This window comes from Bradyrhizobium sp. NBAIM14 (assembly GCF_020193895.1).
Taxonomy (GTDB): Bacteria; Pseudomonadota; Alphaproteobacteria; order Rhizobiales; family Xanthobacteraceae; genus Bradyrhizobium; species Bradyrhizobium yuanmingense.
This window is the reverse complement of record NZ_JADYVQ010000003.1, coordinates 461,418-485,668: the sequence shown is the minus strand read 5'-3', so window position 1 is coordinate 485,668 and position 24,251 is coordinate 461,418. Positions and strand designations below refer to the sequence as shown.

Annotated in this window: 28 protein-coding genes; 16 read left to right on the top strand and 12 right to left on the bottom strand. The window is 65.9% G+C overall.

What is annotated here, in order from left to right; all coding sequences use genetic code 11:
• Window position 1: 1 nt before the first annotated feature.
• Together I6F28_RS11380 and I6F28_RS11375 are read left to right on the top strand one after the other, a co-directional pair.
• Window positions 2-769, top strand: a complete 768-nt coding sequence (locus I6F28_RS11380; RefSeq protein ID WP_225114305.1) for a glucose 1-dehydrogenase — start codon at window positions 2-4, stop codon at window positions 767-769.
• 26 nt (window positions 770-795) lie between these two features.
• The gene (locus I6F28_RS11375; RefSeq protein WP_225139907.1) at window positions 796-1,827 is read left to right on the top strand and encodes an L-idonate 5-dehydrogenase; all 1,032 of its coding nucleotides are present in this window, start codon (window positions 796-798) and stop codon (window positions 1,825-1,827) included.
• Here the strand turns inward: I6F28_RS11375 and I6F28_RS11370 are convergent.
• The gene (locus I6F28_RS11370) at window positions 1,817-2,701 is read right to left on the bottom strand and encodes a DUF3280 domain-containing protein (protein WP_225139906.1); all 885 of its coding nucleotides are present in this window, start codon (window positions 2,699-2,701) and stop codon (window positions 1,817-1,819) included. The genes I6F28_RS11375 and I6F28_RS11370 overlap by 11 nt on opposite strands.
• Window positions 2,702-2,887: 186 nt before the next feature.
• On the opposite strand from I6F28_RS11370, the gene I6F28_RS11365 reads away from it, so the two are divergent.
• Both I6F28_RS11365 and I6F28_RS11360 read left to right on the top strand, forming a co-directional pair.
• The gene (locus tag I6F28_RS11365) at window positions 2,888-4,270 is read left to right on the top strand and encodes a sensor histidine kinase (protein ID WP_225114973.1); all 1,383 of its coding nucleotides are present in this window, start codon (window positions 2,888-2,890) and stop codon (window positions 4,268-4,270) included.
• Window positions 4,267-4,929, top strand: a complete 663-nt coding sequence (locus tag I6F28_RS11360; RefSeq protein ID WP_036029111.1) for a response regulator — start codon at window positions 4,267-4,269, stop codon at window positions 4,927-4,929. Before I6F28_RS11365 ends, I6F28_RS11360 begins: the two co-directional genes overlap by 4 nt.
• Window positions 4,930-4,947: 18 nt before the next feature.
• Here I6F28_RS11360 and I6F28_RS11355 read toward each other — a convergent pair whose 3' ends face one another.
• Window positions 4,948-5,931, bottom strand: a complete 984-nt coding sequence (locus I6F28_RS11355; RefSeq protein ID WP_225139905.1) for a VOC family protein — start codon at window positions 5,929-5,931, stop codon at window positions 4,948-4,950.
• Window positions 5,932-6,079: 148 nt separating this feature from the next.
• Between I6F28_RS11355 and I6F28_RS11350 the strand changes: the two genes are divergently transcribed.
• From I6F28_RS11350 to I6F28_RS11335, 4 genes are all read left to right on the top strand, one after another.
• Entirely contained in the window at window positions 6,080-6,871 is a 792-nt protein-coding gene (locus I6F28_RS11350) for a DNA-binding transcriptional regulator (RefSeq protein WP_036029106.1), read from the top strand.
• Between the two features lie 72 nt (window positions 6,872-6,943).
• Window positions 6,944-8,467 carry a bifunctional 3-(3-hydroxy-phenyl)propionate/3-hydroxycinnamic acid hydroxylase MhpA gene (locus tag I6F28_RS11345; RefSeq protein WP_225139904.1) on the top strand — a complete coding sequence of 508 codons (1,524 nt, stop codon included), beginning with the start codon at window positions 6,944-6,946 and terminating at the stop codon, window positions 8,465-8,467.
• A gap of 23 nt (window positions 8,468-8,490) precedes the next feature.
• Window positions 8,491-9,342, top strand: coding sequence for a fumarylacetoacetate hydrolase family protein (locus I6F28_RS11340; protein ID WP_225139903.1), 852 nt, complete (start codon window positions 8,491-8,493; stop codon window positions 9,340-9,342).
• 42 nt (window positions 9,343-9,384) lie between these two features.
• Window positions 9,385-10,596, top strand: coding sequence for an ABC transporter substrate-binding protein (locus tag I6F28_RS11335; RefSeq protein ID WP_225132560.1), 1,212 nt, complete (start codon window positions 9,385-9,387; stop codon window positions 10,594-10,596).
• Between the two features lie 63 nt (window positions 10,597-10,659).
• Here I6F28_RS11335 and I6F28_RS11330 read toward each other — a convergent pair whose 3' ends face one another.
• Window positions 10,660-11,502 (bottom strand): hypothetical protein, encoded by an 843-nt coding sequence (locus tag I6F28_RS11330; RefSeq protein WP_036013504.1) that lies wholly within the window; start codon window positions 11,500-11,502, stop codon window positions 10,660-10,662.
• A 214-nt stretch (window positions 11,503-11,716) separates the two neighbouring features.
• Between I6F28_RS11330 and I6F28_RS11325 the strand changes: the two genes are divergently transcribed.
• From I6F28_RS11325 to I6F28_RS11310, 4 genes are read left to right on the top strand one after another with little or no spacing between them, the layout of a single operon-like run.
• Complete coding sequence (locus I6F28_RS11325) at window positions 11,717-12,604, top strand: IclR family transcriptional regulator (RefSeq protein ID WP_225139902.1); 888 nt, start codon at window positions 11,717-11,719, stop codon at window positions 12,602-12,604.
• A 1-nt stretch (window position 12,605) separates the two neighbouring features.
• On the top strand, window positions 12,606-13,802 hold the full coding sequence (locus tag I6F28_RS11320) for a CaiB/BaiF CoA transferase family protein (protein WP_225132561.1): 1,197 nt from the start codon (window positions 12,606-12,608) through the stop codon (window positions 13,800-13,802).
• Window positions 13,803-13,854: 52 nt separating this feature from the next.
• Window positions 13,855-14,841 carry a Bug family tripartite tricarboxylate transporter substrate binding protein gene (locus I6F28_RS11315; protein ID WP_225139901.1) on the top strand — a complete coding sequence of 329 codons (987 nt, stop codon included), beginning with the start codon at window positions 13,855-13,857 and terminating at the stop codon, window positions 14,839-14,841.
• 21 nt (window positions 14,842-14,862) lie between these two features.
• Window positions 14,863-16,077, top strand: coding sequence for an ABC transporter substrate-binding protein (locus tag I6F28_RS11310; protein WP_225139900.1), 1,215 nt, complete (start codon window positions 14,863-14,865; stop codon window positions 16,075-16,077).
• Window positions 16,078-16,094: 17 nt separating this feature from the next.
• On the opposite strand, the gene I6F28_RS11305 is transcribed toward I6F28_RS11310, so the two are convergent.
• Together I6F28_RS11305 and I6F28_RS11300 are read right to left on the bottom strand one after the other, a co-directional pair.
• Entirely contained in the window at window positions 16,095-16,361 is a 267-nt protein-coding gene (locus I6F28_RS11305) for a hypothetical protein (RefSeq protein WP_081493004.1), read from the bottom strand.
• Window positions 16,362-16,490: 129 nt separating this feature from the next.
• Complete coding sequence (locus tag I6F28_RS11300; protein ID WP_225139899.1) at window positions 16,491-16,988, bottom strand: ferritin-like domain-containing protein; 498 nt, start codon at window positions 16,986-16,988, stop codon at window positions 16,491-16,493.
• Window positions 16,989-17,248: 260 nt separating this feature from the next.
• On the opposite strand from I6F28_RS11300, the gene I6F28_RS11295 reads away from it, so the two are divergent.
• Window positions 17,249-17,389, top strand: a complete 141-nt coding sequence (locus I6F28_RS11295; RefSeq protein ID WP_225139898.1) for a hypothetical protein — start codon at window positions 17,249-17,251, stop codon at window positions 17,387-17,389.
• A gap of 142 nt (window positions 17,390-17,531) precedes the next feature.
• Window positions 17,532-18,419, top strand: coding sequence for a manganese catalase family protein (locus I6F28_RS11290; RefSeq protein WP_225139897.1), 888 nt, complete (start codon window positions 17,532-17,534; stop codon window positions 18,417-18,419).
• A gap of 108 nt (window positions 18,420-18,527) precedes the next feature.
• On the opposite strand, the gene I6F28_RS11285 is transcribed toward I6F28_RS11290, so the two are convergent.
• Entirely contained in the window at window positions 18,528-19,019 is a 492-nt protein-coding gene (locus I6F28_RS11285; protein WP_225124945.1) for an SRPBCC family protein, read from the bottom strand.
• Window positions 19,020-19,021: 2 nt separating this feature from the next.
• Window positions 19,022-19,402 (bottom strand): ArsR/SmtB family transcription factor, encoded by a 381-nt coding sequence (locus tag I6F28_RS11280; RefSeq protein ID WP_225139896.1) that lies wholly within the window; start codon window positions 19,400-19,402, stop codon window positions 19,022-19,024.
• A gap of 168 nt (window positions 19,403-19,570) precedes the next feature.
• Here I6F28_RS11280 and I6F28_RS11275 point away from each other — a divergent pair, with 168 nt between their 5' ends.
• Window positions 19,571-20,737, top strand: a complete 1,167-nt coding sequence (locus I6F28_RS11275; protein WP_524536101.1) for a serine hydrolase domain-containing protein — start codon at window positions 19,571-19,573, stop codon at window positions 20,735-20,737.
• A gap of 9 nt (window positions 20,738-20,746) precedes the next feature.
• Here I6F28_RS11275 and I6F28_RS11270 read toward each other — a convergent pair whose 3' ends face one another.
• Window positions 20,747-21,451, bottom strand: coding sequence for an SDR family oxidoreductase (locus tag I6F28_RS11270; RefSeq protein ID WP_036013481.1), 705 nt, complete (start codon window positions 21,449-21,451; stop codon window positions 20,747-20,749).
• A 116-nt stretch (window positions 21,452-21,567) separates the two neighbouring features.
• On the opposite strand from I6F28_RS11270, the gene I6F28_RS11265 reads away from it, so the two are divergent.
• Complete coding sequence (locus I6F28_RS11265; RefSeq protein WP_225139895.1) at window positions 21,568-22,410, top strand: GNAT family N-acetyltransferase; 843 nt, start codon at window positions 21,568-21,570, stop codon at window positions 22,408-22,410.
• Window position 22,411: 1 nt separating this feature from the next.
• Here I6F28_RS11265 and I6F28_RS11260 read toward each other — a convergent pair whose 3' ends face one another.
• From I6F28_RS11260 to I6F28_RS11245, 4 genes are all read right to left on the bottom strand, one after another.
• On the bottom strand, window positions 22,412-22,861 hold the full coding sequence (locus I6F28_RS11260; RefSeq protein ID WP_225139894.1) for a hypothetical protein: 450 nt from the start codon (window positions 22,859-22,861) through the stop codon (window positions 22,412-22,414).
• Between the two features lie 174 nt (window positions 22,862-23,035).
• A complete protein-coding gene (locus I6F28_RS11255) occupies window positions 23,036-23,317 on the bottom strand; it encodes a hypothetical protein (RefSeq protein ID WP_225139893.1) in 282 nt (93 codons plus the stop codon).
• Window positions 23,318-23,329: 12 nt separating this feature from the next.
• On the bottom strand, window positions 23,330-23,791 hold the full coding sequence (locus tag I6F28_RS11250) for a minor curlin subunit (RefSeq protein ID WP_036029066.1): 462 nt from the start codon (window positions 23,789-23,791) through the stop codon (window positions 23,330-23,332).
• A 45-nt stretch (window positions 23,792-23,836) separates the two neighbouring features.
• Window positions 23,837-24,247: a curlin gene (locus I6F28_RS11245; protein ID WP_036029065.1), complete on the bottom strand. Its 411-nt coding sequence runs from the start codon at window positions 24,245-24,247 to the stop codon at window positions 23,837-23,839.
• Window positions 24,248-24,251: the final 4 nt, after the last annotated feature.

Sequence of the window (24,251 nt, the reverse complement as noted above, 5' to 3'; positions counted from 1 at the left end):
GATGAGCACGTCCCTCTTCGATCTCTCCGGCCGCACGGCGCTCGTGACCGGCTCGTCCCGCGGCCTCGGTCGCGCCATCGCCGAAGGCATGGCCAAGGCCGGCGCGAAGATCATCATCAACGGCGTCGATCCCAAGCGCGTCGAGCAGGCCGTCGCCGAGTTTCGCGCCGCCGGCCATCAGGCCGAAGGCGCTGCCTTTGACGTCACTGATGAGCCCGCAATCGTCGCCGCCTTCAACGAGTTCGACAGGCAAGGCCTCGCCGTCGACATCCTCGTCAACAATGCCGGCATCCAGCATCGCAAGCCGCTGGTGGAGTTCACCACCGACGAATGGCGCAAGGTGATCGAGACCAACCTCACCAGCGCCTTCGTGATCGGCCGCGAGGCGGCCAAGCGCATGATCCCGCGCAAGCACGGCAAGATCATCAATATCGGCTCGCTCGGCAGCGAGCTCGCCCGCCCCACCATTGCGCCCTACACCGCGGCCAAGGGCGGCATCAAGAACCTGACCCGTTCGATGGCGGTGGAATGGGCCCAGCACGGCATCCAGGCCAATGCGATCGGCCCCGGCTACATGCTCACGGACATGAACGAGGCGCTGGTCAACAACGCCGATTTCAATACCTGGCTGATGGGCCGCATTCCCTCCAAGCGCTGGGGCAAGCCGGATGAGCTGGTGGGCGCCGCCATCTTCCTCGCCTCGGATGCGTCGACCTACGTCAACGGCCAGATCATCTATGTCGATGGCGGCATGATCGCCGCGATGTGATCGCCAAGACCACGAAGGAGCAAGCCATGCGCGCCGTCGTCATTCACGCCCCGAAGGATCTGCGGATCGACAATTATGCCGATCCCGCCCCCGGCCCTGGCGAGGTCCGCGTCAAGATCGCCAATGGCGGGATCTGCGGCTCCGATCTGCACTACTATCATCACGGCGGCTTCGGTGTCGTGCGGATTCAGCAACCGATGGCCCTGGGTCACGAGATCGCCGGCGTCGTCGCTGACGTCGGTGACGGCGTCGCCAATGTCAGGCCGGGCACGCGCGTCGCGGTCAACCCGAGCAAACCGTGCGGGGCTTGCCTGCATTGCCAGGAAGGCATGCGCAACCAGTGCCTCGACATGCGCTTCCTCGGCAGCGCGATGCGCTTTCCCCATGTGCAGGGCGGCTTTCGCGAGTTCATCACGGTCGACGCGACGCAGGCCGTGCCGATCTCGGACAAGCTGTCGCTGGCGGAAGCCGCGGTCGCCGAGCCGCTTGCGGTGTGCCTGCATGCCGGCAAGCAGGCCGGTCCCCTGCTCGGCAAGCGCGTGCTGATCACCGGCTGCGGTCCGATTGGCGCGCTGATGATTTTGGTCTCGCGCTTCGGCGGCGCGTCGGAGATTGTTGTCACCGATGTGGCCGACGCCCCGCTCGCGGTCGCGAAAAAGCTCGGCGCCACGCATGCCATCAACGTCGCGACCAATGCCACTGCGCTCGATCCCTGGCGCGCCGGCAAGGGCGTGTTCGACACGCTGTTCGAGGCCTCCGGCAACCAGGCCGCGCTTCGCACCGCGCTCGACGTGCTGAGGCCCGGCGCGACGCTGGTGCAACTCGGCCTGGGCGGCGAGATGACGCTGCCGATCAACACGATCGTCGCTAAGGAATTGCAGCTGCGCGGCACGTTCCGCTTCGATCCCGAATTCGAGCTCGCGGTGCGCCTGATGGGCGACGGCCTGATCGACGTCAAGCCGTTGATCACGGCCACCATGCCGTTCGAGAATGCGGCCGCGGCCTTCGAGCTCGCCAGCGACCGCGCGCAGTCGATGAAGGTCCAGCTTACCTTCTAGGCGCGTCGTTGGCCTGTTGCCCCTCGATCAGCCGGTCGGTGACCAGCCGCACGGCCCCGCGCTTCCAGGAATAGTCGGCGCCCATGCGTAGTCCGCTGTCGCCACGCGCCAGCACCGCGCCGGTCCTGGCATCGCGCACCTGGAAGCCCAGCGTGTATTCGGTGCGGCTGACGCGGCGCACCACGCCGATCAGTGATTGGTCCGCGCCGAGCTTGCGCGCAATGGAGACCTCGCAGCCGCCGCAATCCCGCAAAGCGCCGGCCTTCCCCGCCTCTGCGCCGACCTCGACGATGCGGTAACGGCCGGATTGGCCGAGCGCCTCGCGCACACCGCCAGTGACCTCCGCGAGATATGGCGCATCCGACGCACCGGACGTCCCCGCTGAGGCGGCCGTCATGTCCTCGAGCTCGAAATCGAACACGGCAAGCGCGACCGGCGCAGGCGTGCCGAGCGCGGCCATGACCTCGCGAGACACGAACATCTGGGCGCGCTCCCATGCCTCGTCATTGTCGCCGCGGAAGCTGTAGAGCTTGTCCAGCACAAGCGTCTTGGCGCCGACGTCGATAACGGCGACCTTGGCCCATTGCACCAGCGTGCTCGTCTTCTGAATGCCGCCGACCACCTTGAACACCGCTCCGTCTTGGACGGATCGCACCAAGCGGTAGCGCTGGTCTGCCTCGATGTCCCTTCGAAGCGCGGCCATGAACGCCGCCAGCCGCCGCTCGTGGGCCGCGGTCTGGTCGGTCGGCTCGCCCGAAGTGTCGGTGTAGCTGAAATCGTCCATGGCGACGCCGATGGCGGCCTGCGCAGCGAGGGGCGAGCAAGAGAGGACGAGGAGGAGACAGGCGGAGAGAACAAGGCGGCAGCGGTGCATGAACGAACCTCGTGGATGGGACGAAAATCTGGACGGGCCGCCTCAGGCCCCGCAGCTGCCACGATCCCGACCAATGCCGGGAAATTTTCACGACATTGCGGTGCGGCAAGTCGGGAACGCTTCCCGCCGCCGGCGTTCTGCCCTTTAATGAGGCGCGACAAGCCCGTTCGCACCAGGTGCAAGCCGATGTGGAATCGCCCGAGATTCGATCTCAAGGTCCGTCTGACGCTGCGCGTGGCGGCGATATCGGCTGCCTGCTTCGCCGTGATATCGACCTATTTCCTCGTCACCGCCGATAGCGCCGCGCATGCGCGCATCGACGGGATCGCCGCCATCGTGGCCAAGACGCTGGAGCTGCAGCAAGGCAAGGTGCAGTGGGCGGCGAGCCCTCGCTCGGACTTTCCGGACCTCGACCCGGTGTCGGCCCATGTGATGACGCCCGGCCTCTGCCTCGGCTTCCGCAGCGCGAGCGGCGACATGCTGCAGCGCTTTTGTAGCGGCGCGCCTGCCCCGGCGAGCCCGCCGCCGCAAGCCTTCTCCGCCTTCTATCGCAGCCTGTTCGACCCCGGCCGCGAGGCGGCGCGGCCCGTGATCGTGCGCGGAACCAAACTCGGCGAGACCGTGGTCTCGATCGACCCGGCGGTGCAGACGGCAGAGGCCTGGCATGAGGCCGGCCGCCTGATGATCGCGCTTGCGATCGCGCTGCCGCTGCTCTGTGCGCTGGTCTATGCCGCACTGGCCCGTGCCCTGCGCCCCACCCGCATGATCGGCAGCGGCCTCGAACGCATCGCCGCCGGCGACCTCACCACGCGGCTGCCGCCGTTCGATCTCGCCGAGCTCTCCGCCATCCGCGACGTCTTCAACCACCTCGCCGAAAGCCTCGACACTGCGCTTGCCGAGCGCAACGAGCTGACGCGGAAGCTGATCGCGCTCCAGGACGAGGAGCGCCGCCATCTCGCCCGCGAACTGCACGACGAATTCGGCCAGTCCCTCGCCGCGATCCGCGCGCTGGCCGCATCCGCCCGCCAGACTGCGGCACAGGACTGTCCCGACCTGCTCGGCGAATGCGACAGCATCGCCCGCACCGCGACAGGCATGATGGAGACGCTGCGCGGCGCGTTGTTCCGGCTGCGGCCGCCCGATGTCGAGGAGCTCGGCCTGGTCGCCAGTCTCGAAGGCCTGATCTCGGGGTGGAACGGCCGCAGCCGCGGCCAGCCGCGCTTCGAGATCCGGTTCGACGGCGCCTTCGACAGCGTGCCCGCCTCCGTCAGTGCCAACCTGTACCGCATCGTGCAGGAGGCACTCACCAACGCGGCCAAGCATGCCGGTGCAACGAAGGTTAGCCTGCATTTGACCATGGCCGACAGCGAGATTGCTCTCGTGGTCGAGGACGACGGCCGCCCGAACGAGGCTTCCGCAAAATCGGGCATGGGCCTGCTGGGCATGCGCGAGCGCGTCGCCGCGCTTCGCGGCCGGATCAGCTTCGAGACCGGCCTTCAGGGCTCCTCGCTGCGCGTATTCATTCCGCTCCCGGCTGCCGCCTCTGAGGCCCTGGAGCACGCTGCATGAGCACGGCGGAAGCGACCATCCTGCTGGTCGACGACCATTCCGTCGTCCGTGAGGGCTATCGCTCGGTGCTGCAGAAGCAGCCGGGCCTGCGCGTTGTCGCCGAGGCGGCCGACGGAGCGGAAGCCTATCGCCTCTACAAATCCGAGACGCCCGACCTCGTCATCATGGACCTCAGCATGCCCGGCATAGGCGGCATCGAGGCCGTCAGGCGGATCAGGCAGTGGGACAAGGCGGCACGGATTCTCGTTTTCACCATGCACGAGAACGCCGGATTTGCCGTGCAGGCGATCCGCGCCGGTGCACGGGGCTACGTCACCAAGACCAGCCCGCCCGAGACCTTGGTGCGCGCGGTCAAGGACGTGCTCGCCGGCAAGATTGCCATCAGCCCCGACATCGACCACGAGCTTGCACTCAGCCGCATCAGCGGCGAGAGCTCCGCTGCCGACGTGCTGACGCCACGCGAGTTCGAGGTGCTGCGGTTGCTGCTCGCCGAGAACACGACGGAGGAGATCGCCGAGACGCTGCATGTCAGCCCGAAGACGGTGGCGAACCTGCACTCGCTGATCAAGGACAAGCTCGGCGTCGGCTCCGACATCGAGCTGGTCCGGCTGGCGCTGCGCCAGGGCATCTTGACCGAGGTCGATCTCGGCGAAGCCTGATCGCGACGTCGCCGCAGGTCACTCACGCGCGACCACCGAGTCCAGCCACGCGCAATTGAGCGGCGGCACGCGTGGATCGGCGACGCGCACGCCGCGGGCAGCCGCATCCAGCCGCATCTCGCGCAATCGCGTGCGCTGCTCTTCGGGCATATGCAGCCGCTCGTGGCCCCACAGCGAGGGCCCATCAAAGGTCTCGTGCGGCTGCCAGGTCTCGGGATCGATGACGCGGCCGCCCCAGCCATATTCGATGAAGAAGCCGGACGGCGTATTCACGTAGAACGAGGTCATGTGATCATTGGTGTGCCGGCCCAGCGTGTAGGCAATGCGTCCCTCGTCCATTTGTGCGAGATCGTAGCCCTGCCCGACATCATCGAGGCAGCCGAGCTCGACCATGAAGTGATGCATCGCCTTCCGCCCCGAGCCGACCATCGCAAAGGAGTGGTGGCGGCCGTTGACGTGGAAGAAATAAAGCCCGTAAGGCTTCAGCCCGAAATCGGAGACGTGAAAGCCGAGCACGTCGCGATAGAACGGCAACAGCGGCTCGACGTCCTCCACATTGAGCACGACATGCCCCATGCCGAGCGCGCCGGTGCGGAAGCCCGAGATCGGGCGACCCGGCCTGAACGGCTCGCTCGCAAGCTCCGGCTTGCAAAAAGCCTCCAGCCGGTTGCCGGCGGGATCAGTGAACGCGATCAGCTCGGCGACATGCCGCTCGTCAGCGAGTGCGCGCGAGCCCTTCGCCACCTTGATGCCATGGCTTTCGAGCCGTCCTGCCAACCTGTCCAGCGCGACCGTCGACGGAACTTCCCATCCCATCACTGCAAGGCCGGCATCGCTGCCGCCGTCGACGATCAGCCGCTGCTTGCGGTCGTCCATGCGGAAGGCCCGCATCTTGCCGCCGCGATCGACCTGCTGCATGCCGAGCAGCCCGGTCGCCATCCGGCTCCACTGATCGAGCTGGGATGAACTGATTCCGATATAGCCGAGCGCTGCGATTTCCATCGAATTCCTCCCGGAGGCATCGCGGTCGCCGTACTGCGGCGAGCTTGATACCGGCCGCGCGCGATCCTACGGTGGCGTTCCGCAATCGCCTCGCGTTCGCAGGCGACAATAAGCGCGCCGCGATGTGCCACAAGGGAGGAAATAGGAAGTGTCCAAGGAGCGGACGCGGAACGGCCAGCCTCGGCAGTCTGAGGGCGTCCGTGCCTTCAAGCGCGGGCTCGACGTGCTGCACGAGGTCAACCGCTCCGGCGGCATCCGCGCCGGCGACGTCGCCCGCGCGCTCGACCTGCCCCGACCCACCGTCTACCGCCTCCTCGAAACCCTGGAGGAGCTCGGCTATATCGCCCGCAGCGCCAGCGACGACCGATTTCGGGTCACCCGGCGTGCCCTAAGCCTCGGCGACGGCTACGATCCCGGCGTGGTGATCTGCCAGGCGGCGGCGCCTTATCTCGCCGATCTCAGCAAGAAGCTGGTCTGGCCGGTCGATCTCTCGACTTACGAGAACGCGGCGATGGTGGTGCAGGAGACCACCCACTCTCGCAGCCCGCTCTCGATCGACCGCGGCATGATCGGCAAGCGCCTGCCGATGCTGCGCACGTCTGCGGGCCGCGCCTATCTCGCCGCCTGCCCTGCGCGCGAACGCGATCTCATCATCAATCATCTCCGCCGCATCGATGAGGCCGACGACCGCCCCTTCCTCGACCAGGGCCGGCTCGACCGCATGATCGCCGAGACCGCGGCGCGAGGTTACGCGATCCGAACCGAGGGCGAATACAATCCCAAGACGGCTTCGATTGCCGTTGCCATCGTGCGGGACGGCGCCGTATTCGGCTGCATCTCGATCATCTGGATCCGCTCGGCGCTAGGGATCGAGGAAGCGGTCGCGCAGTTTGCGAGCCAGCTGCTGGAAACGGCGTCGGCCATTCCTGTTGCGGAATAGAGGCCGTCCGCTGGGCGGACACTTGCCGCGCCGGCGTTGATGCGCCGGCCCTGCTTGGGGAAGAGATACCCCATGCAAGATAAATCCACCCCGGAAGAGTTTGACGTCGTGATCGTCGGCCGCGGGCCGGTGGGCGCCACGCTCGCCAACCTGCTCGGCCTGTGCGGCGTGCGGACTCTGGTGCTGGAGCGCGAGGCGCGGACCTATCATCTGCCGCGCGCGGTGCATTTCGACGATGAATGCATGCGCGTGTTCCAGACCATCGGGCTTGCCGAGGCGATCCTGCCGCACGTCATTCTCAGTCCCGGCATGCTGTTTCTCGATGCAGCCGGCCGCATGCTGCTGGACTGGTCCCGTCCGCAGACGCTGACCCCGATGGGCTGGCATCTCAGCTACCGCTTCCACCAGCCGGATCTGGAGGATGTGTTGATCGGCGGCCTCGCCCGCTGGCCACACGTCACCTTGCGCAACCGCTGCGAGGTGTTCGCGCTCGATCAGGACGAGCACGGCGTGCGCGTCCGCTGCGAAGACCTCTCCAACGGGAGGCTCAGCGAGGTCCGCGCCGGATACGTGATCGGCTGCGACGGCGCCCGCTCGCTGGTGCGCCGCTTCATCGGTTCTGGCATGGACGACCTCGGCTTCCACGAGCGCTGGCTCGTGATCGACGTCCTGCTCAATCGCGCGCGCGACGACCTCGGTGACTACAGCCTCCAGCATTGCGATCCCAGGCGGCCGGCAACTTATGTACGCGGCACCGGCATGCGGCGCCGCTGGGAGATCACAGTTCTCCCGGACGAGGATTCGCAGGACGTTGCGCAACCCGCGAAGGTCTGGGAGCTGCTGTCGCGCTGGATCACGCCCGCCGATGCCGAGATCGAGCGCGCCGCGGTCTACACGTTCCATTCGGTCATCGCGCAGCAATGGCGGAACGGGCGATTGCTGCTCGCGGGCGATTCTGCGCACCAGACCCCGCCGTTCCTCGGCCAGGGCATGTGCGCCGGCATTCGCGATGCCGCCAACCTCGCCTGGAAGCTGGCGAGCGTGATCCGCGAAGGCGCCGCGCCCGATCTGCTCGACACCTATCAGAGCGAACGGCTGCCGCATGTGCGCGCGTTCATCGAGCTCGCCATTCGCCTCGGCGGTGTCATCAACACCAAGGCGATCGAGGCCGGCCTTGCCGCCGGCGAAGCGCGCGAGAACGCGCCGGTCAAGCTGGACGTGAAGAAGCCCCTGCTCGGCCCCGGACTAGTGTTCGGCGACCTGCCGCTCGCCGGACATCTCGCGCCGCAGTTCACATTGACCGACGCCAGCCGCAGCGATGACCGGACCGGCTACAACCACGTGCTGCTCGTCGAGACGGCGGCGGCACTCTCATCGCGTCTCGCGCTGTCGCAGACGGGGATCAAGATCCTGACCAGCGACGATGCCAACGATCTTGGGCCCTGGCTGCGCGAGCACGGCATCATCGCCGCACTGGTTCGTCCCGACCGTTACATCCGCGGCTCCGCCCGCAACGAGGCCGAGCTCGACCGCCTCAGCGCCGCCATCGCGCCTCCAACCCAAATTCCTTCAGCCCAAGCGCCCTCCGCGGCCTGACCGAACCCTGTCAAGGACATTTCATGAAGCTGCTTTCTTTCCTCGCCGACGGACGCCCCACCTTCGGCGCCGTCAAGGACAACGGTGTCGTCGATCTCGGCGCGCGGATAGCGGGGTGCACCACGCTGCGGGAGCTGCTCGAAGCCGGTCAGCTCGCCGAGGCGGCAAGGCTGGCCGCCTCCGCGGCCCCTGATCATCCGCTCGACAAGATCAACTTCGCGCCCGTGATTCCCGATCCCGGCAAGATCATCTGCGTCGGCCTCAACTATCGCGATCACGTCGCCGAGACCGGCCGCACCGTCACCGAAAAGCCGGCGCTGTTTGCGCGCTTCGCCTGTAGCCAGGTCGGCCATCTCCAGCCCATCGTCAAACCTGGGGTGAGCGACGACTTCGACTACGAAGGCGAGCTCGCGCTCGTCATCGGCAAGGCGGGCCGTCACATCCCCCCTGGCCGCGCGCTCGACCACGTCGCCGGCTATTCCTGCTACAACGAAGGCAGCATCCGCGACTGGCAGCGCCACACCAGCCAATTCCTCGCCGGGAAGACCTTTGCCGAGAGCGGCAGTTTCGGTCCGTGGCTGGTGACGACCGACGAGATTCCGGATCCGTCGAAGCTCACCTTGCAGACAAGGCTCAACGGCAACGTCGTGCAGAACACCACGACGGATCTCCTGATCACAGCCATCCCCGAGCTGATCGCCTACATCTCCACCATCTGTCCGCTCCTGCCCGGCGACGTCATCGTCACGGGCACGCCGGGCGGTGTCGGCGCCAAGCGCACGCCGCCGCTGTGGATGCGCCCCGGCGACACCGTCGAGGTCGAGATCTCCGGCATCGGCACCCTGCGCAACACGGTGATCGCCGAACCGGCCTGACCGTCAACATCGATCAATCAACGATAACATCAAGGAAACGCCATGGGCACGACCCGCACCACCTCCGCCGCCACCCTCCTGATCGCACTTGCGCTCGCGCCCCTCCCCGCGCGGGCCGAGATCAAGGGCGAGGCCATCCGCATCGGCGTCCTCACCGACATGAACGGCGTGTTCGCGACCGCCATGGGTCCGGGCTCAGTCGAAGCGGCGCGAATGGCCGCCGAGGAGTTCGGCGGCAAGATCAACGGCAAGCCGATCGAGATCTTGCAGGCCGATCACCAGAACAAGCCGGATCTCGCCGCATCGCTGGCGCGAAAATGGTTCAGCGACGGGGTCCAGGCCGTCGCCGATGGCGGCAGCTCCGGCGCAGCGCTGGCGGTGCAGGAGCTGGTGCGCGGCAACGGCAAGATATTCCTCATCTCCGGCGCCGGCGCGAACCAGCTGACCGATGAAGCGTGCGCGCCAACCAGCGTGCAATGGACCCAGGACGCCTATTCCACCGCGACCGCCGTGGTCTCCGGCATCATGCAGACCAGCAAGGAGCCCTGGTTCTTCATCACCGGCGACTACGCCTTCGGCCATTCGATCGAGGTGACCGCACGCGAGCGCATCGCCGCACTCGGCGGCAAGGTCGCCGGCAGCGTCAAGGCGCAGCTCGGCACGCCCGATTACAGCTCATTCCTGCTCCAGGCGCAGTCGTCGGGCGCCAAGATCCTGGCCATCAACGTTGCCGGCGACAACGCGACCGCGATCAAGCAGGCCGAGGAGTTCGGCCTCGCCAGCCAAGGCATGAAGATCGTGCCGATGTCGTTCCAGAACGTCGACATCGAGGCGGTTGGGCTCAAAGCGACGCGCGGTGATCTCATCGTCACCTCCTTCTTCGAGGATGTCTCGCCGGCAGCCCGGAAATTCTCCGATGCGTTCTATGCTCGCCGCAAGGCGATGCCCTCGCAGATTCAGGCCGGCGTCTATTCCGCCGTGCGCCACTATCTGCAGGCCGTGAAGGACACCGGTTCCGATGAGGGCGCCGTCGTGATGGCCAAAATGAAGGCGACGCCGGTGTCGGACGCCTACACCCCCAACGGCCGCATTCGCGAGGACCAACGCATGGTGCACGATCTCTATCTGGTGCAGGTCAAGACACCGGAGGAATCCAAGGGCCCGTGGGACTTCGTCAAGCTGGTCGCGACGATCCCGCCCGACCAGGCCTTCCGCCCGCTCGATCGCAGCAAATGCAGCCTGGTCGGCAAATAAAGCCTCTGAAGCGAAGTGGATACCGCTTCGCTTCAGAGAACGCGTCAAGTTGGAATCTGACCGTCAGGCGAGATAGCGCGTCAGATAGCCTTCCATCGCGTAGAGCGCGCAGAGCGCGAGGCTCGACCACACCGCGGCGCTGAAATACAGGAACATCCAGGTCAGCTCGCCCTTCCAGTGCGCGATGTCATGGGTCACCACCCAGCGCGTCGAGACGTCATGCAGTCCTTCGAGGAAGCCGAGGAATGTGTTGCCCTCTTCATGCCCTGCCCGCCAGCGGCTGAGATACATCGGCACATCGACGGTGATGAGGAAGGCGAGGAAGCAGGCGATGCCGACGATGCCTGACATCAGCGCCCAGCGCACCACGCCCTGGAATTCCGGCATCAGGCGGCACAGCGCGATGCCGGCCAGGAAGAAGGTCACAGCCCACAGCGAATTCTCGATCGCGTTGTAGAGGAAGTTGGTCGTCACCACCGCGTACCAGGAGAAGCATTCCGCGATGATGATGATCGGCACGATCACGAGCGCGATGTTCACCGCGGTCTCCGCGCCCGTCATCTTGCCGAGCTGATGCAGGATGATGGCCCATTGCGCGGCGAAGCAGAGCTCGGCCACCGTCGCCACCGTCCGGCCGACGGCGACGCTGGAGAGCCAGGTGTCGAACAGGCAGATGCGCTGCACGTCGGCGCGCGGCAGCACCGAACGGAAGGCGCAGCCGAACACATAGCCGGCGCACAGCAGGAACATCAGCCCGATGTCCGAGCCGCCACCGAGGCTGGCCGAAGGCGTCGGATAGAACTCACGATAGAGCATGAACCAGACGAGGATATTGGCGCTGCTCACAAGCGTGAGGGATCCCCACCACCACGCCAGGGGATTTGACCGCGCCTGCCACTGCAACATGAACCGCTCCGCAAAAATTATCGATCTGACACGTCGTCGTAATAATCCTGTCACGGAACGACAGGCAATCACGACAAAAATCTGTGTGCCCGGTCGTTCCAGCGGTGCCCGGAAGGCGCAAGAAGCGCTGAGCCGAGTGTCCACATATCGGACAATTTTCCCATGGATGGCGAATCTATTGGACATTTGAAATCCGTCCGTCTGATATTCGGGGATGGCTCCGACTGACTCACCCAAGCCGCAGCGCCCGCTCTCCTCTGCCGCAGCCGTGCTGGCCGAGAGCGCGGATGACGCCGCTTTCGCCACCACTCTGGCCAAGGGGCTCGTCGTGCTCGAGGCGTTCAAGGCCGGGAGCACGCTGCTGGGCAACATGGAGCTGTCGACGCTGACCGGCATCCCGCGCCCGACGGTGGCGAGGCTGACCCATACCTTGGCCGAGCTCGGCTATCTCCGCTACGACGCCGAGCGGTCGAAGTACCGCGTCGGTGCACGGGCGCTGCGGATGGCGCATCCCCTGCTCGCCGGAATGCAATTCCGCCAGGTGGCGCGGCCGATGATGCAGGAGCTGGCGCACAGCGTCCGCGGCACGGTGTCGATCGGCCTGCTCGATGCGACGTCGATGATCTATGTCGAGACCGCGCGCTCCGGCGATGTCGGCCCGCACGTGCCCGACATCGGCATGCCCATTCCCGTCGTGATGACCGCCATGGGCCGCGCCGCGGCGGCGACCTTGCCGCCGGCCGATGCAGACCGGCTGGAACGCAATCTCGCCGCCGAGGATGCCGGATTGTGGTCGGCGCTCCGCGACAAATACCGCGCCGGCATCGCGCAATGCAAAAGCCGCGGCTTCTGCACCTGCTGGGGCGAGTACATAGCCTCGATCCATGCCGTCGCCGCGCCGCTGTTTCATATCGGCGAAGCGAAACAATCATTCTCGATCAATTGCGGCATCCCCGCCTTCCGGCTGCAGCCCGGGCAGCTCGAGGGCGAAATCGGTCCGCGCATCGCGGCGCTCGCCGATGGCATCCGGGCCATGGTCGGGCAGGCCGAGCTCAAGCCGCCGCCGCGCAAAACCAAGAAAATCATAAGCGCCGGAACATGATATGGCTGGACCGCTCGAAGGATTGAAGGTTCTCGACATCGCGACGATCATCGCCGCGCCGTTCGCCGCCACGCTGCTGGCCGACTACGGCGCGGACGTGCTCAAGATCGAGATGCCCGGGCACGGCGACGGCGTGCGGTCGTTTCCGCCGTTCAAGAACGGCAAGCCGCTGTGGTGGAAGGCCGCCAACCGCAACAAGAAGTTTGCCACGCTCGATCTGCGCACGCCGGAAGGGCTTGCGCTGTTCAAGCAGCTGCTTCCACGCTTCGACGTGCTGATCGAGAATTTTCGTCCGGGAACGCTGGATCGCTGGGGGCTTCCCAAGGAGGTGCTGTGGTCGATCCAGCCGCGTCTCGTGATTCTGCGCGCCACCGCCTTCGGGCAGGATGGTCCCTATCGGGAGCGCCCCGGCTTCGCCCGCATCTTCGAGGCCATGGGCGGACTGACTTACATCACCGGCGAGAGCGGCGGCGAACCGACCCATCCCGGATACCCGATCGGGGATTCGATCGGCGGCCTGTTCGGCGCCGTCGGCGTGCTGGCAGCGCTGTGGAAGCGGGCGCGCGACCCGGATGCGCCGGGCGAGGAGATCGATCTCGCGCTGACCGAAGCCACCTTCCGCCTGCTCGACGTCCTCGCCATCGAGCACGACCAGCTCGGCACCGTTCGCAGCCGCATCGGCAACGCCAATGGTTATTCAGCACCGGCCGCGGTGTTTCGCACCCGCGACGGTCACTGGGTCACGCTCGCAGGTTCGACCAACGCGCTCTTTGCAGCGAACTGCCGGGCGATCGGCCGCCCCGATCTGATCGCGGATCCGCGCTTTGCCGGCAATGAGCAGCGCGTCCAGCACGCCGCCGAGCTCAACGACATCTTTGCGGCCTGGTGCGCCGCGCACCCCCTCGACGAGGTCCTCGCGAGCTTCAACGCCGCGCAGGGAACGCTCGCCCCGATCTATTCGATAGATCAGATCGCCGACGACCCGCAGGTGAAGGCGCGCGAGGTGATCACGCGCGTTGCCGACCGGGATTTCGGCACGGTCGCCATGACCAATGTCGTGCCGCGTTTCACCGTCGATCCCGCGCGCCTGCGCCATGCTGCGGGCGACGTCGGCCAGGACAATGACGAGGTCTACCGGGATTGGCTCGGGCTCTCGGACGCCAGGATCGAGCAGCTCACCCAACGAAAGGTGATCTGAGGTCGTAAGAGCGGCAGATAAAAGAGAAACAAATACAGGGAGGAAGACAACAGTGGCATCGTTCAAGGTGACGCGGCGAGCTCTGCTGGGCACGATCGCGGGCGGGCTCGCGGCCGGCTCAGGCATGAGGGCACATGCCGAGGACGCCTGGCCCTCGCGCATGGTCCGTCTGATCTCGCCTTACGGGCCCGGCGGGTCCAACGACATCTCGCTGCGTCTGCTCGCCGAAGAGTTCGGCCGCAGCCTGCGTCAGCAGTTTATTGTCGAGAACAAGCCGGGCGCCGGCACGCGCATCGCCAACGACATGGTCGCCCATGCGCCGGGCGACGGCTACACCATCCTCTATGTCGCGGCGCCCTACGCCACCGCCGAGGCGCTGTTCGGCAAGCTGACCTATGAGCGCAAGGATCTGACGCCGGTGGCGATGGTGGTGATCGCGCCGCTGTTCCTCATCATCAGCGCCGACGCGCCGTTCAAGACGCTTCCCGACCTGATCGCCTACGGCAAATCCAAGCCCGACGGCCTCACCTTCGCCTCCCCAGGCGCCGGCTCGCAGCCGCATCTTGCCGGAGAGCTCCTGTTCCGCGACGCCGGCGTCAAGGGTTTGAACATCCCGTTCCGGGGCGATGCGGCCTCCTACACCGAGCTGCTCGCCGGACGCGTCGACGCCACACTGACCGCGCTGCCGACGGCCTTGCCCTACATCCAGAGCGGCAAGTTCACCGTGCTCGGCGTCGCCTCGGCCGAGCGCAGCGCGCTGTATCCGCAGGCACCGACGCTGCGCGAGCAGGGCTTTCCCAATGTGGCTGCGGCCGGCTGGTACGGCTTCATGGTGCCGTCCACGACGCCGCGCGCCATCGTGGACAAATTCCAGGCCGAGGTTCTGCGGGCGCTCGCCGAGCCTGCGATCAAGGACAAGCTGACCGCGCAGGGCCTCGAAGTGCGCCCAGGCACCGCCGCCGAGTTCAGCAAGTTCATCGACGCCGAAACGCAGAAATGGACCAAGCTGATCCGCGACGCCGGCCTCAAGGGCGAATGAGGATTGCTGGAGGAAACCGACATGAAAAACGTCGTCACCAAATTCATCGCAGCCTCCGCCCTTCTCCTCTCGGTCGCGGCAGCGCAGGCACAAAAGAAATACGATCCCGGCGCGTCCGACACCGCGATCAAGGTGGGCCAGACCGTGCCGCTCAGCGGCCCGGCCTCGGCCTACGCGGTGATCGGCAAGACCCAGGCCGCCTATATGAGGATGATCAACGACCAGGGCGGCGTGAACGGCCGCAAGGTCGAGCTGATCCAGTATGACGATGCCTATTCGCCGCCGAAGACGGTGGAGCAGGTCCGCAAGCTCGTCGAAAGTGACGAAGTGCTTTTGACCTTCCAGATCATCGGCACCGCGCCGAACGTCGCCGTCCAGAAATATCTCAACGCCAAGAAGATCCCGCAGCTCTTCGCCGCCACCGGCGCCGCACGCTTCACCGATCCGAAGAACTTTCCCTGGACCATGGGCTTCAACCCCTCTTACCTCGTCGAGGGCCGGATCTACGCGCAGTACCTCCTGAAGAACCATCCGAACGCCAAGATCGGCGTGCTCTACCAGAACGACGATCTCGGCAAGGACTATCTCGCCGGCCTCAAGGCGGGCCTCGGCGACAAGACGAACATGGTCGTCGCCGAGACCTCCTACGAGATCGGCGAGCCGACGATCGACTCGAAGATCCTGCGGTTGAGGGATGCAGGCGCCGACGTGCTGTTCAGCGCGACGACGCCGAAGCAGGCCGCGCAGGCCATCAAGAAGGTCGCCGAGATCGGCTGGAAGGCGCTGCACATCATCGACATCAACGCCTCCTCGCTCAGCGCCGTGCTGAAGCCCGCCGGGCTAGATAATTCCAAGGGCATCATCAGCGTCGGCTACGTCAAGGATGCCGCCGACCCCGAATGGAACGACGACCCCGGCATGAAGCGCTACCTCGCCTTCATGGCGAAGTACTACCCGGAGGGCGACAGGGATTCGAACCTGAACGTCTATGGCTACATCACCGCGCAGCTCCTGGTGCAGGTGCTGAAGCAATGCGGCGACGATCTGACGCGCGAGAACGTAATGCGACAGGCGGCCAACCTTAAGAACGTCGAGCTCGACCTGACGCTCCCGGGGATCTCGGTCACGACCACGCCAGCGGACTATCGCGTCAACAAGCAGTTCCAGATGGTGCAGTTCGACGGCGTACGCTGGCAGAAGCTCGGCGACATCGTCACGGACGAAGCCAGGGAGTAAACCCGCTTCGCCGGCGCTCAACGCCTTTCGGCGTAACGGCCGCCGCCACGGATGAGATCGTCGCGTTCCGCGGCATGGCGCTGGTATTCGGAGATCGCGCGGTTGGCCATGCGGATCCGATTCGTGTGTCCCTCCTCGACCATCACGGTGATGCGCTGCGCCAGGAACACGCAGGCGTCGAATTCGTCGCTGATGGCGCCCGTTCGCGTAAGAAAGTCCCAGGCGATCTCGTAGGCCTGCTCCGCCGCCGGATTGCGGTAATCGCTGAAGATGATGTGCGTCATCACTGCCAAAGCCTGATCGCAGCGATCGTTCCTAGGCTCACGCGCAGATGGCAGGGAACCCGGCGGCGCGAAAAAACCACCGGCCGCGGGGCGCGCCGGTGGTTCGCTGTCAGCGAGGAACGCGAAGAACTACGCGGCCTGGCGCTGATGCGTGAGGTACTCCATGGTGACCTTCTCGACATTGGAATCGATCCAGGCCGCCATGCGCTGCTCCTCCTTCAATGACGTCTCGAGCGGCTCCTTCGCCTCCGGCATGCCGGCCGCGCCGCACAGCGCGAGCAGCGACTTGTAGGCGGCGATCTCGAAATTCTCGAAGGCGTTGTTCGCGAAAGTGTTCTTCAGAATCTCGTCGCCGGCAACCGAATGCGCCATGGCCATCATGTTGGCCATCACCGACTGCGCCGTATCCTTCAGGCTCGACGTGCTCTCGCCACAGGCTTCCAGGCACTTTTCGAGGCGAAGCAGCTGCTCATTGGTCTCCTGAAGGTGCGCCGTGATCTTCGCCTTGACCTCGGGATATTCGTCCAGCCGCTCCGACTGGCGCTCCATCAACTCTCGCGCCTGCACTTCCATCGCATGCGCATTGCGTAGTCCCACCACGAACGTATCGCGGGCTGCATTGGCCATTTTCCTGTTCTCCATTTGACTGGCGTCGTTCGCGCAACCGGGAAGCACGGGCGATTGTTCCTAACACGGCCGCGCTGATTGCCGCAGGAGAGACCATGTCTTCGTCGCCTGTTCCGGCCGAAGGACCCAGCGCTAACCTGCGATAGCCAAACGCAAACGTGGTCTTCGACCGCGGGAACGCCGGCTGCGCCCCGCCGTTCACAGCAGCGCGTGGTCACAGCGCGAAGTTGCGCCCTCACCCAAACGACAATGACCATCTGATGTCGCGGGCCTCACCGCGGCAATCCGACGTGATCATCGTGGCGGGCACCTTGACCAACGACGGCAATTGGGTGCTGGTCGACGCGAGCATCGCCGGATCGTTCGACGAGGTCGCCGTGCCTTCCCATCGACGCGCATAGGAACGGTCGCGGGGGCCGCGTCCGTTTCGGCTCTGCGGTCGGCGAGTTTGGAAGCGATCCTGAGCTGCGATTGCAGATGATTAGGAACGCAACCCCACGGGCTTCATTGCGCCAATACCGACAGAACAAAAAGGAGTTGCGCATGTACTATTTCGACAAGCGACTGCAATACCCGGTCAGGGTCGAGAAGCCCGATCCGATCTTCGCCCGCCAGCTGCAGCAGGCGATCGGCGGCGTGGAGGGCGAGATCCGCGTCTGCCTGCAATATTTCTTCCAGGCCTGGGGCGCGCGAGCTCCGGCCAAATATCGCGACGTGTTGCTCAACACCGCAACCGAGGAGATCAGCCACATCGAGATGCTTTCGACCGCGGTCGCCCTGAACCTGGAAAATGCACCGGCGACGATGCAGGAGAGCAGCATGCAGGGCAATCCGATCGTCGGCGCGGTGATGTCCGGCGGCGAGCGGCCGCGACACGTGATCGAGGGCATGCTGCATCGGCATATCCTGTCGACGGGCATGGCGGCCTTCCCGGCCAACGCCGACGGCGTCCCGTTCGATTGTTCGCACATCTACGCCAGCGGCAATCTCGCCGCCGATATGTATTGCAACGTGGCCGCCGAAGCCACCGGCCGAACGCTGGCGGTGCGCCTCTTCAACTCCACGAGCGATCCGGGCATGCAGGACATGCTCAGCTACCTGATCGCGCGCGACACCATGCATCAACAGCAATGGCTCGCCGTGATCGAGGAGCTGGGCGGAGATGCCGCGCTGCCGATTCCGAACAGCTTCGACCGGAGCAAGGAAGCGACCGAGTTCAGCTACATGTTCATGGGTACCGAGCGCAGCGGAGCGCCGCTCGAGCCAGGCCGCTACAACGAAGGTCCGTCGCTCGACGGCCGCGGCGAATTCAGCTTCCGCCCCGCCTTCGAGCCGCTGGGCGACGAGCCCGTGCTTGGACCCGCACGTCCCGACAGCGCCGCGCAAGTGGAGCAGATGCAGGAGCCGCCGGTCACCAACGCGCTGACCTGACCTGTACAAGGCAAGCCGCCATTTCGACGGCGGCTTGATCAGAATGCGTTCGCGCACGCCGTCATTCCCGGCTCGCCATCTCAGGGCCCGGGAATGGCGGGACTGCCTTCACCGCTTCATGCCCGCCACATAGGCCGCGAGCTTGTCGAGCGTCTGGTAGCCGTATTCGACGGCGCCGAAACCGATCATGCCATCGCGCTGCTCGGTGCTCGAGGCCAGCTGCCGCATCATCAGCACGGTCTTGCCGTTGCTCTGCTCGGCAAAGGTGACGGTGAAGCGGAACATGCGGGGATCGTCATCCTGGTCTGTACCGTGATCCATCTCCATCAGCGACGGCCGCTCGATGCGGCGGAAGCGCATCCGGTTCGGATAGACCGTACCGTCGGGCCCGATCATGTTGAAGCGCCAGACGCCGCCGACGCGCACGTCGATCTCGAAGGTCTCGACCTTGAAGCCCTTCGGGCCGAACCATTGCGGCAGATGCTTCGGATCGGACCATGCCTCGAACACCAGATCGCGCGGCGCGTCGATCACGCGCGACATCACGATCTCGCGGTCGAGCGACCATTGCGACAGAGCGGGGTTGGCAGAACCAGTCATTGTCAGGAACCTTTCCGTTTGGTTGTTCGGGACGGCCGCTTGACGCCCGCCCTTTCTTTCTTGAGCTTCATCACATAGGCCTCGAAGCGGTCGAGCCGCGCTTCCCAGACCGCGCGCTGCTGCTGGAACCAATCCTCGGCGCCGACCAGCGCATCCGCGCTGAGACGGCAGGTGCGCACGCGTCCCGATTTCTCGGACTGAACGAGCCCGCTCGTCTCGAGCACGTGGATGTGCTTCATGAAGCTCGGCAGCGCCATGTCGAAGGGATCGGCGAGCTCGCCGACCGACGCCTCGCCCGCGCACAGCCGCATCACGATCGCCCGCCGCGTCGGATCGGCGAGCGCGGCGAAGATCTGGTCGAGATTGGATAATTGGTTAGCCATGAAGCTAACTATACACGCCGGGGTCGCGGCCGTCAACAATTGTTAGCCTGACGGCTCAGTTTCGCAGCCCGGATGACGGGAACCCACAACGCGCAATCGTGAATTGGGACCTCGCGGTCTTCTCGCTAAACCATGTCCGGGGCGCATCAGCATGATCGATCAGAGCACGTGCCGCCCGTTGTCATCTCATCCCCGATCACCCGGCGAGGCTTCGCCCAGGCCGCGTCCATTGCGATGGCGATGGCGCTTTGCCCGCGCCGCGCCTCGGCCGATTCCGACATGATTGCGCAAATGCGCGACATCGTCGCCGGCGAGCTGGTGCCGACCGCGACGGCGGACCATGCGGGCGGCCTCGCCGCAGCCCTCTATGCCGGGCGCCATGTCGAGTTCTTCAACTACGGGTTCGCCGACGATGCGACCGGACAGAAGGTGACGCCCGACACGCTGTTCAACCTCGCCTCGTTGCGAAAGCCGTTCGAGGCCACGCTCGTGGCGCTCGGCGTGCTGCGCGGCGAGCTGCGGCTCGACGATCGTCTGCCGAAATACCTGCCCGAGCTGAGCGGCAACTACATCCGCAACGTCACTGTGGGCCAGTTGGCGACGCACACGTCGGGCCTGCTACTGCCGACCGACCATCCGCCCTGGCCGAACGAAGAGTTTACGCGCGAGCAGTTCATCGCCCTGCTGAACGCCTTCACGCCGGCACCCGGCATCGCACCTGGCCGGCAACGCGTCTACACCCATGCCGGCTATGTGCTGCTTCAGCTCGTGCTCGAGCGTTGCTACGGCAAGCCGATCCATGCGCTGATCCAGCACCGCATTCTCCGCCCCCTCGCCATGGGCTCCACCTTCCTCCCCGAGCGCGGTCCGGACCATCGCGCCGTCATGGACGCGGCGGCGATGCAGCGCGTGGTCCAGGGCTATTCCGACCAGGGCATGGCGATCGGGCCGATCGGCAACCAGCAGAGCTACTTCGATTTTCCCGGCACGGGCCAGATGTTCGCCTCCGCCCGCGACCTTGCCGCCTTCGCGGCCGCCTGCGTCGACGGCCGCGCGATCGACCCGCATTTGCGCGAGGCGTTGCGGCTGACGCAGCGCGAGGCCTTCCGCGTCGACGAAAGATTCGGACAGGGCCCGGCCTGGGAGACCGTGCGCGTTCCAGGCGTCACCATCGTCGACAAGCCGGGCGGCCTCAACAACGCCTCCGGCTATATCGGCCTGGTGCCGGCGCGGCGGATCGGCATCGTCCTGCTGGCCAATCGCGGCGAGTATCCGCACGAGATCGCCCGCTACAAGATCCTGCCGGAGCTGGCGCGGCTCATCGCCTCACATTGAGGCCGCCGCTCAGACCGAGCGCATCAGCCCGCCGTCGACGCGGATGTTCTGGCCGGTGATGTAGGCGGCGCCGTCGGAGGCCAGGAACGAGATTGTCGCCGCGACCTCTTCGACCTTGCCGTAGCGCTTCATCGGCACGCTGTCGCGCCGCGCGTCCTGTTGCGGCAGGCTGTCGATCCAGCCCGGCAGCACGTTGTTCATGCGGACATTGTCGGCCGCGTAAGCGTCGGTGAAGATCTTGGTGAAGGCGGCGAGCCCTGCGCGGAACACCGCCGAGGTCGGGAACATCGCGCTGGGCTCGAACGCCCAGGCGGTCGAGATGTTGATGATGGCGCCGCCCTTCTGCGCCTGCATCAGCGGCGTCACCAGCCGGGTCGGACGGATCACGTTCAAGAGATAAGTGTCGAGGCCGGTGTGCCACTGCTCGTCCGTGATCTCGGTAATGGGGGCACGCGGCCCGTGCCCGGCGCTGTTGACGAGAACGTCGATCCGTCCCCACTTCGCCATCGCAGCCTCGACGAGGCGCTTCAGGTCGTCGTTCGACTGGTTCGAGCCGGTAACGCCGAGCCCGCCGAGCTCGGCCGCCAGCGCCTCGCCCTTGCCCGAGGACGACAGGATCGCGACGCCAAACCCGTCCGCCGCCAGCCGCCGCGCAGCCCCCGCCCCCATGCCGCTGCCGCCGGCGGTGACGAGCGCAACCTTCTCTACTGCCATGATCCGATGATCCCTTTAGTTGAGGCGAGCTGCAGGCTCGGCCTATCATGAGGCCTTCTACAGCCAGACGCGTCGGCAGGTCCATGGCCGAAGACATCCATCATGAGGCGCTTGAAATGAGTGATCTGCAGATCCGCAATTTGCGCCCCGACGAAATCGCCCTCGCCGTCGACTGGGCCGCTGCAGAGGGCTGGAATCCGGGGCTGGCGGATGCCGCCTGCTTCGCGATCCCCGATGCCCGAGGCTTCTTCGTCGGCGAGATCGACGGCGAGCCGGTCGCGACCGTCTCCTGCGTCAATTACGACGACCGCTTCGCCTTCCTTGGCTTCTACATCGTGCGCGAGCGCTTTCGCGGCGCGGGCCATGGCCTGCGCATCTGGAATGCCGCGATCGCGCATGCAGGCGCGCGCGTGATCGGCCTCGACGGCGTCGTGGCGCAGCAGGAGAATTACAAGAAGTCGGGTTTCCAGCTCGCTTACGCCAATATCCGCTATGGCGGCACCGTTGCGGAATCCGTCAAGCCGTCTGCCGATGTCGTGGCGCTCGACAAGGTCCCGTTTGCGCTGGTGGACGCCGATGACGCCCGTGTATTCCCCGCCGCGCGCAGCGCCTTCCTGCGCGTCTGGATCAACACGCGAGGTCATGTCGGCCGCGCGTTGCTGCGCGAGGGCAGGCTCGCTGCATGGGGTGTGATCCGGCCCTGCCGGACGGGCTACAAGATCGGCCCGCTCGTCGCCGACGACCGCGACGCCGCGGATCAAGTCGTGCAGGCGCTGCTCGGAAGCGCGGGCGCCGGCGAGGTCTTCCTCGACGTCCCCGCCGTCAATCCCGTCGCGATCGCGCTCGCCGAGGCGCTCGGCCTCGAGCCGGTGTTCGAGACGGCGCGGATGTATACGGGGCCGATCGCGCCGCTGCGCATCGACCGCGTCTTCGGCGTCACCAGCTTCGAACTCGGCTAGCTCAATAGCAGCGCATGATGTTGACGGTGTGCTCGCTGCCGCCACGGCCGGGCACCGTCACCTGCTCCGTCGGGCAGCTCGGCACGTAGGGCCGATTGGACGGCACGACGTTCGGCGGATAGCGATGCGTCCAGTCCCAGGGCACATCATAGGTGTAGGTGTAGCGCACATCGGCGGAGAGCGATTGGTTCACATCGGCGAAGGGCTGGCTGTAGCCGGCGCCGTCGTAGAAGTAGCTGCCGCCGCCCGGCCAATAGACCCAGGGAGCGCTGCGGCGGTGGAACCTGGCGCCCGGCCCGATCGCCGGACGTGCCGCAGCCGGCGGCGCGGCGGCAGTTGCGACGCCTGACGCAGTGGCGCCGGCGGGTCCGGCAAGACTGTCACTGGAGCTAAGCAGCAGCGCAGCTGCGCTGAGCGAGGCGAACAACGCCCTATATGATCTGGCAATCATGATACGCACCACACTCGTTTGGCTTCGCGATAGCGGCTCCCCGAAAGGAGGCTAGGCCGGGCTGTCGCCCACCCGCAAACGTATAATTAATTATTGGTTAAGGCACGCGAATAACCGGGAACAAGGTGCGGCAGAACGCCCGGAATTCCTCTCTCATTTCAATGGCTTCGTGCGTCAGTGGCCCTGCAGCTTGCGCAGCCAGTCGAGCATGTCATGCGGGCTTGCGCTGCCCTGTGTCACGATCGCGGTGTTGCCGCCGCTGCGGCGGGTGACCGTCGTGCGCCCGGGCTCCTTGTCGATCGTGACCTCGGCCTCCGCCGGATCACCGCTCTGCGTGATCACCGACGTGCCGTTCTCGTCCTGGACCACGGTGGTGTGACCGTCGCCGGCGCCGGCCGGCGCCATTGCAACCACGCTCATGAATCCCAGTCCGGATGCGAGCAGAAGCAGCTTCATGTTACACCTCCATCATCGGCCGAACTGGAAGATCGCCAGCCAGTTGAAACGCCCGAACTGCCTCACCGCTCCCGTGTTCATGTCGCCGATCTGGAGCAGGAGCGCGTTGGTGGAATTGCCGATCTGGGTGATCTCGGCGGTGTTGCTCACCCCGGATTGACCGATCGCCGCATTGGTGGTGCCGCCGACCTGGATCACATTGGCATAGTTGTGCGTGCCGTTCTGGATGATGGTCGCGTCCACCGTGCCGGTCCCGCCGATCTGGATCACCCGCGCGATGTTGATGCGGCTGTTCTCCTCGATCGTGACAGGCTGAACATTGTCGCCGAACTGCACGACCGTTTGGATGCTTACGTTCCGGTTGGTCACGCTGCGCTGGACGGTCCCCGCGCTTGCCGGCGTCGCCGCACCGACGGCGGCGAGCATCGCCGCCAGGGCCAAAGCCCGCCTCAGCACCTGTCTGCCGCCTCGCATCGCGCTTCCCCGTTCGTTGTCGACACTGGCGAGATCGCTCGCGCGTCAGGGACCGGTCTGGACGATGGTCGAGGCGTTGACGGTGCCGAACTGCGCCACCGTGCCCGCATTCATCGCGCCGAGCTGCGATATCAGGCTGGTCGCCGACTGGCCGGCCTGGCCGACATAGGCGAAGTTGTTGACGCCGGCCTGCCCGATCGATGCGGAATTCGTTCCGCCGAACTGCAGCACGCCGGTGGCGTTGTTGGTGCCGTTCTGGGTGACCGTCGCGCTGGTCGTGCCCCCGATCATGAACACGCCCGCCATGTTGAGCTGGCTGTTCTGGTTCAGCACCACGGGCGGCCCGCCGACCGACACGATGGTCTTGATGTCGGCCGTCTGCGCTTGCGCCGAAAGGGCGCCGGCCAGGTATAGAGCGAGCGTTGCGGCACATGCGCCGCCGAGATGACGTTTCATGACA

What these genes read in the sequence shown, in the direction of transcription:
- I6F28_RS11365 (WP_225114973.1), top strand. Translation starts at nt 2,888, where the DNA reads ATGTGGAATCGCCCGAGATTCGATCTCAAGGTCCGTCTGACGCTGCGC.
- I6F28_RS11245 (WP_036029065.1), bottom strand. Translation starts at nt 24,247, where the DNA reads ATGAAACGTCATCTCGGCGGCGCATGTGCCGCAACGCTCGCTCTATAC.
- I6F28_RS11270 (WP_036013481.1), bottom strand. Translation starts at nt 21,451, where the DNA reads ATGGCAGTAGAGAAGGTTGCGCTCGTCACCGCCGGCGGCAGCGGCATG.
- I6F28_RS11380 (WP_225114305.1), top strand. Translation starts at nt 2, where the DNA reads ATGAGCACGTCCCTCTTCGATCTCTCCGGCCGCACGGCGCTCGTGACC.
- I6F28_RS11335 (WP_225132560.1), top strand. Translation starts at nt 9,385, where the DNA reads ATGGGCACGACCCGCACCACCTCCGCCGCCACCCTCCTGATCGCACTT.
- I6F28_RS11260 (WP_225139894.1), bottom strand. Translation starts at nt 22,861, where the DNA reads ATGATTGCCAGATCATATAGGGCGTTGTTCGCCTCGCTCAGCGCAGCT.
- I6F28_RS11265 (WP_225139895.1), top strand. Translation starts at nt 21,568, where the DNA reads ATGAGTGATCTGCAGATCCGCAATTTGCGCCCCGACGAAATCGCCCTC.
- I6F28_RS11305 (WP_081493004.1), bottom strand. Translation starts at nt 16,361, where the DNA reads ATGACGCACATCATCTTCAGCGATTACCGCAATCCGGCGGCGGAGCAG.
- I6F28_RS11250 (WP_036029066.1), bottom strand. Translation starts at nt 23,791, where the DNA reads ATGCGAGGCGGCAGACAGGTGCTGAGGCGGGCTTTGGCCCTGGCGGCG.
- I6F28_RS11280 (WP_225139896.1), bottom strand. Translation starts at nt 19,402, where the DNA reads ATGGCTAACCAATTATCCAATCTCGACCAGATCTTCGCCGCGCTCGCC.
- I6F28_RS11360 (WP_036029111.1), top strand. Translation starts at nt 4,267, where the DNA reads ATGAGCACGGCGGAAGCGACCATCCTGCTGGTCGACGACCATTCCGTC.
- I6F28_RS11355 (WP_225139905.1), bottom strand. Translation starts at nt 5,931, where the DNA reads ATGGAAATCGCAGCGCTCGGCTATATCGGAATCAGTTCATCCCAGCTC.
- I6F28_RS11310 (WP_225139900.1), top strand. Translation starts at nt 14,863, where the DNA reads ATGAAAAACGTCGTCACCAAATTCATCGCAGCCTCCGCCCTTCTCCTC.
- I6F28_RS11295 (WP_225139898.1), top strand. Translation starts at nt 17,249, where the DNA reads ATGTCGCGGGCCTCACCGCGGCAATCCGACGTGATCATCGTGGCGGGC.
- I6F28_RS11375 (WP_225139907.1), top strand. Translation starts at nt 796, where the DNA reads ATGCGCGCCGTCGTCATTCACGCCCCGAAGGATCTGCGGATCGACAAT.
- I6F28_RS11285 (WP_225124945.1), bottom strand. Translation starts at nt 19,019, where the DNA reads ATGACTGGTTCTGCCAACCCCGCTCTGTCGCAATGGTCGCTCGACCGC.
- I6F28_RS11290 (WP_225139897.1), top strand. Translation starts at nt 17,532, where the DNA reads ATGTACTATTTCGACAAGCGACTGCAATACCCGGTCAGGGTCGAGAAG.
- I6F28_RS11325 (WP_225139902.1), top strand. Translation starts at nt 11,717, where the DNA reads ATGGCTCCGACTGACTCACCCAAGCCGCAGCGCCCGCTCTCCTCTGCC.
- I6F28_RS11340 (WP_225139903.1), top strand. Translation starts at nt 8,491, where the DNA reads ATGAAGCTGCTTTCTTTCCTCGCCGACGGACGCCCCACCTTCGGCGCC.
- I6F28_RS11345 (WP_225139904.1), top strand. Translation starts at nt 6,944, where the DNA reads ATGCAAGATAAATCCACCCCGGAAGAGTTTGACGTCGTGATCGTCGGC.
- I6F28_RS11255 (WP_225139893.1), bottom strand. Translation starts at nt 23,317, where the DNA reads ATGAAGCTGCTTCTGCTCGCATCCGGACTGGGATTCATGAGCGTGGTT.
- I6F28_RS11330 (WP_036013504.1), bottom strand. Translation starts at nt 11,502, where the DNA reads ATGTTGCAGTGGCAGGCGCGGTCAAATCCCCTGGCGTGGTGGTGGGGA.
- I6F28_RS11320 (WP_225132561.1), top strand. Translation starts at nt 12,606, where the DNA reads ATGGCTGGACCGCTCGAAGGATTGAAGGTTCTCGACATCGCGACGATC.
- I6F28_RS11300 (WP_225139899.1), bottom strand. Translation starts at nt 16,988, where the DNA reads ATGGCCAATGCAGCCCGCGATACGTTCGTGGTGGGACTACGCAATGCG.
- I6F28_RS11370 (WP_225139906.1), bottom strand. Translation starts at nt 2,701, where the DNA reads ATGCACCGCTGCCGCCTTGTTCTCTCCGCCTGTCTCCTCCTCGTCCTC.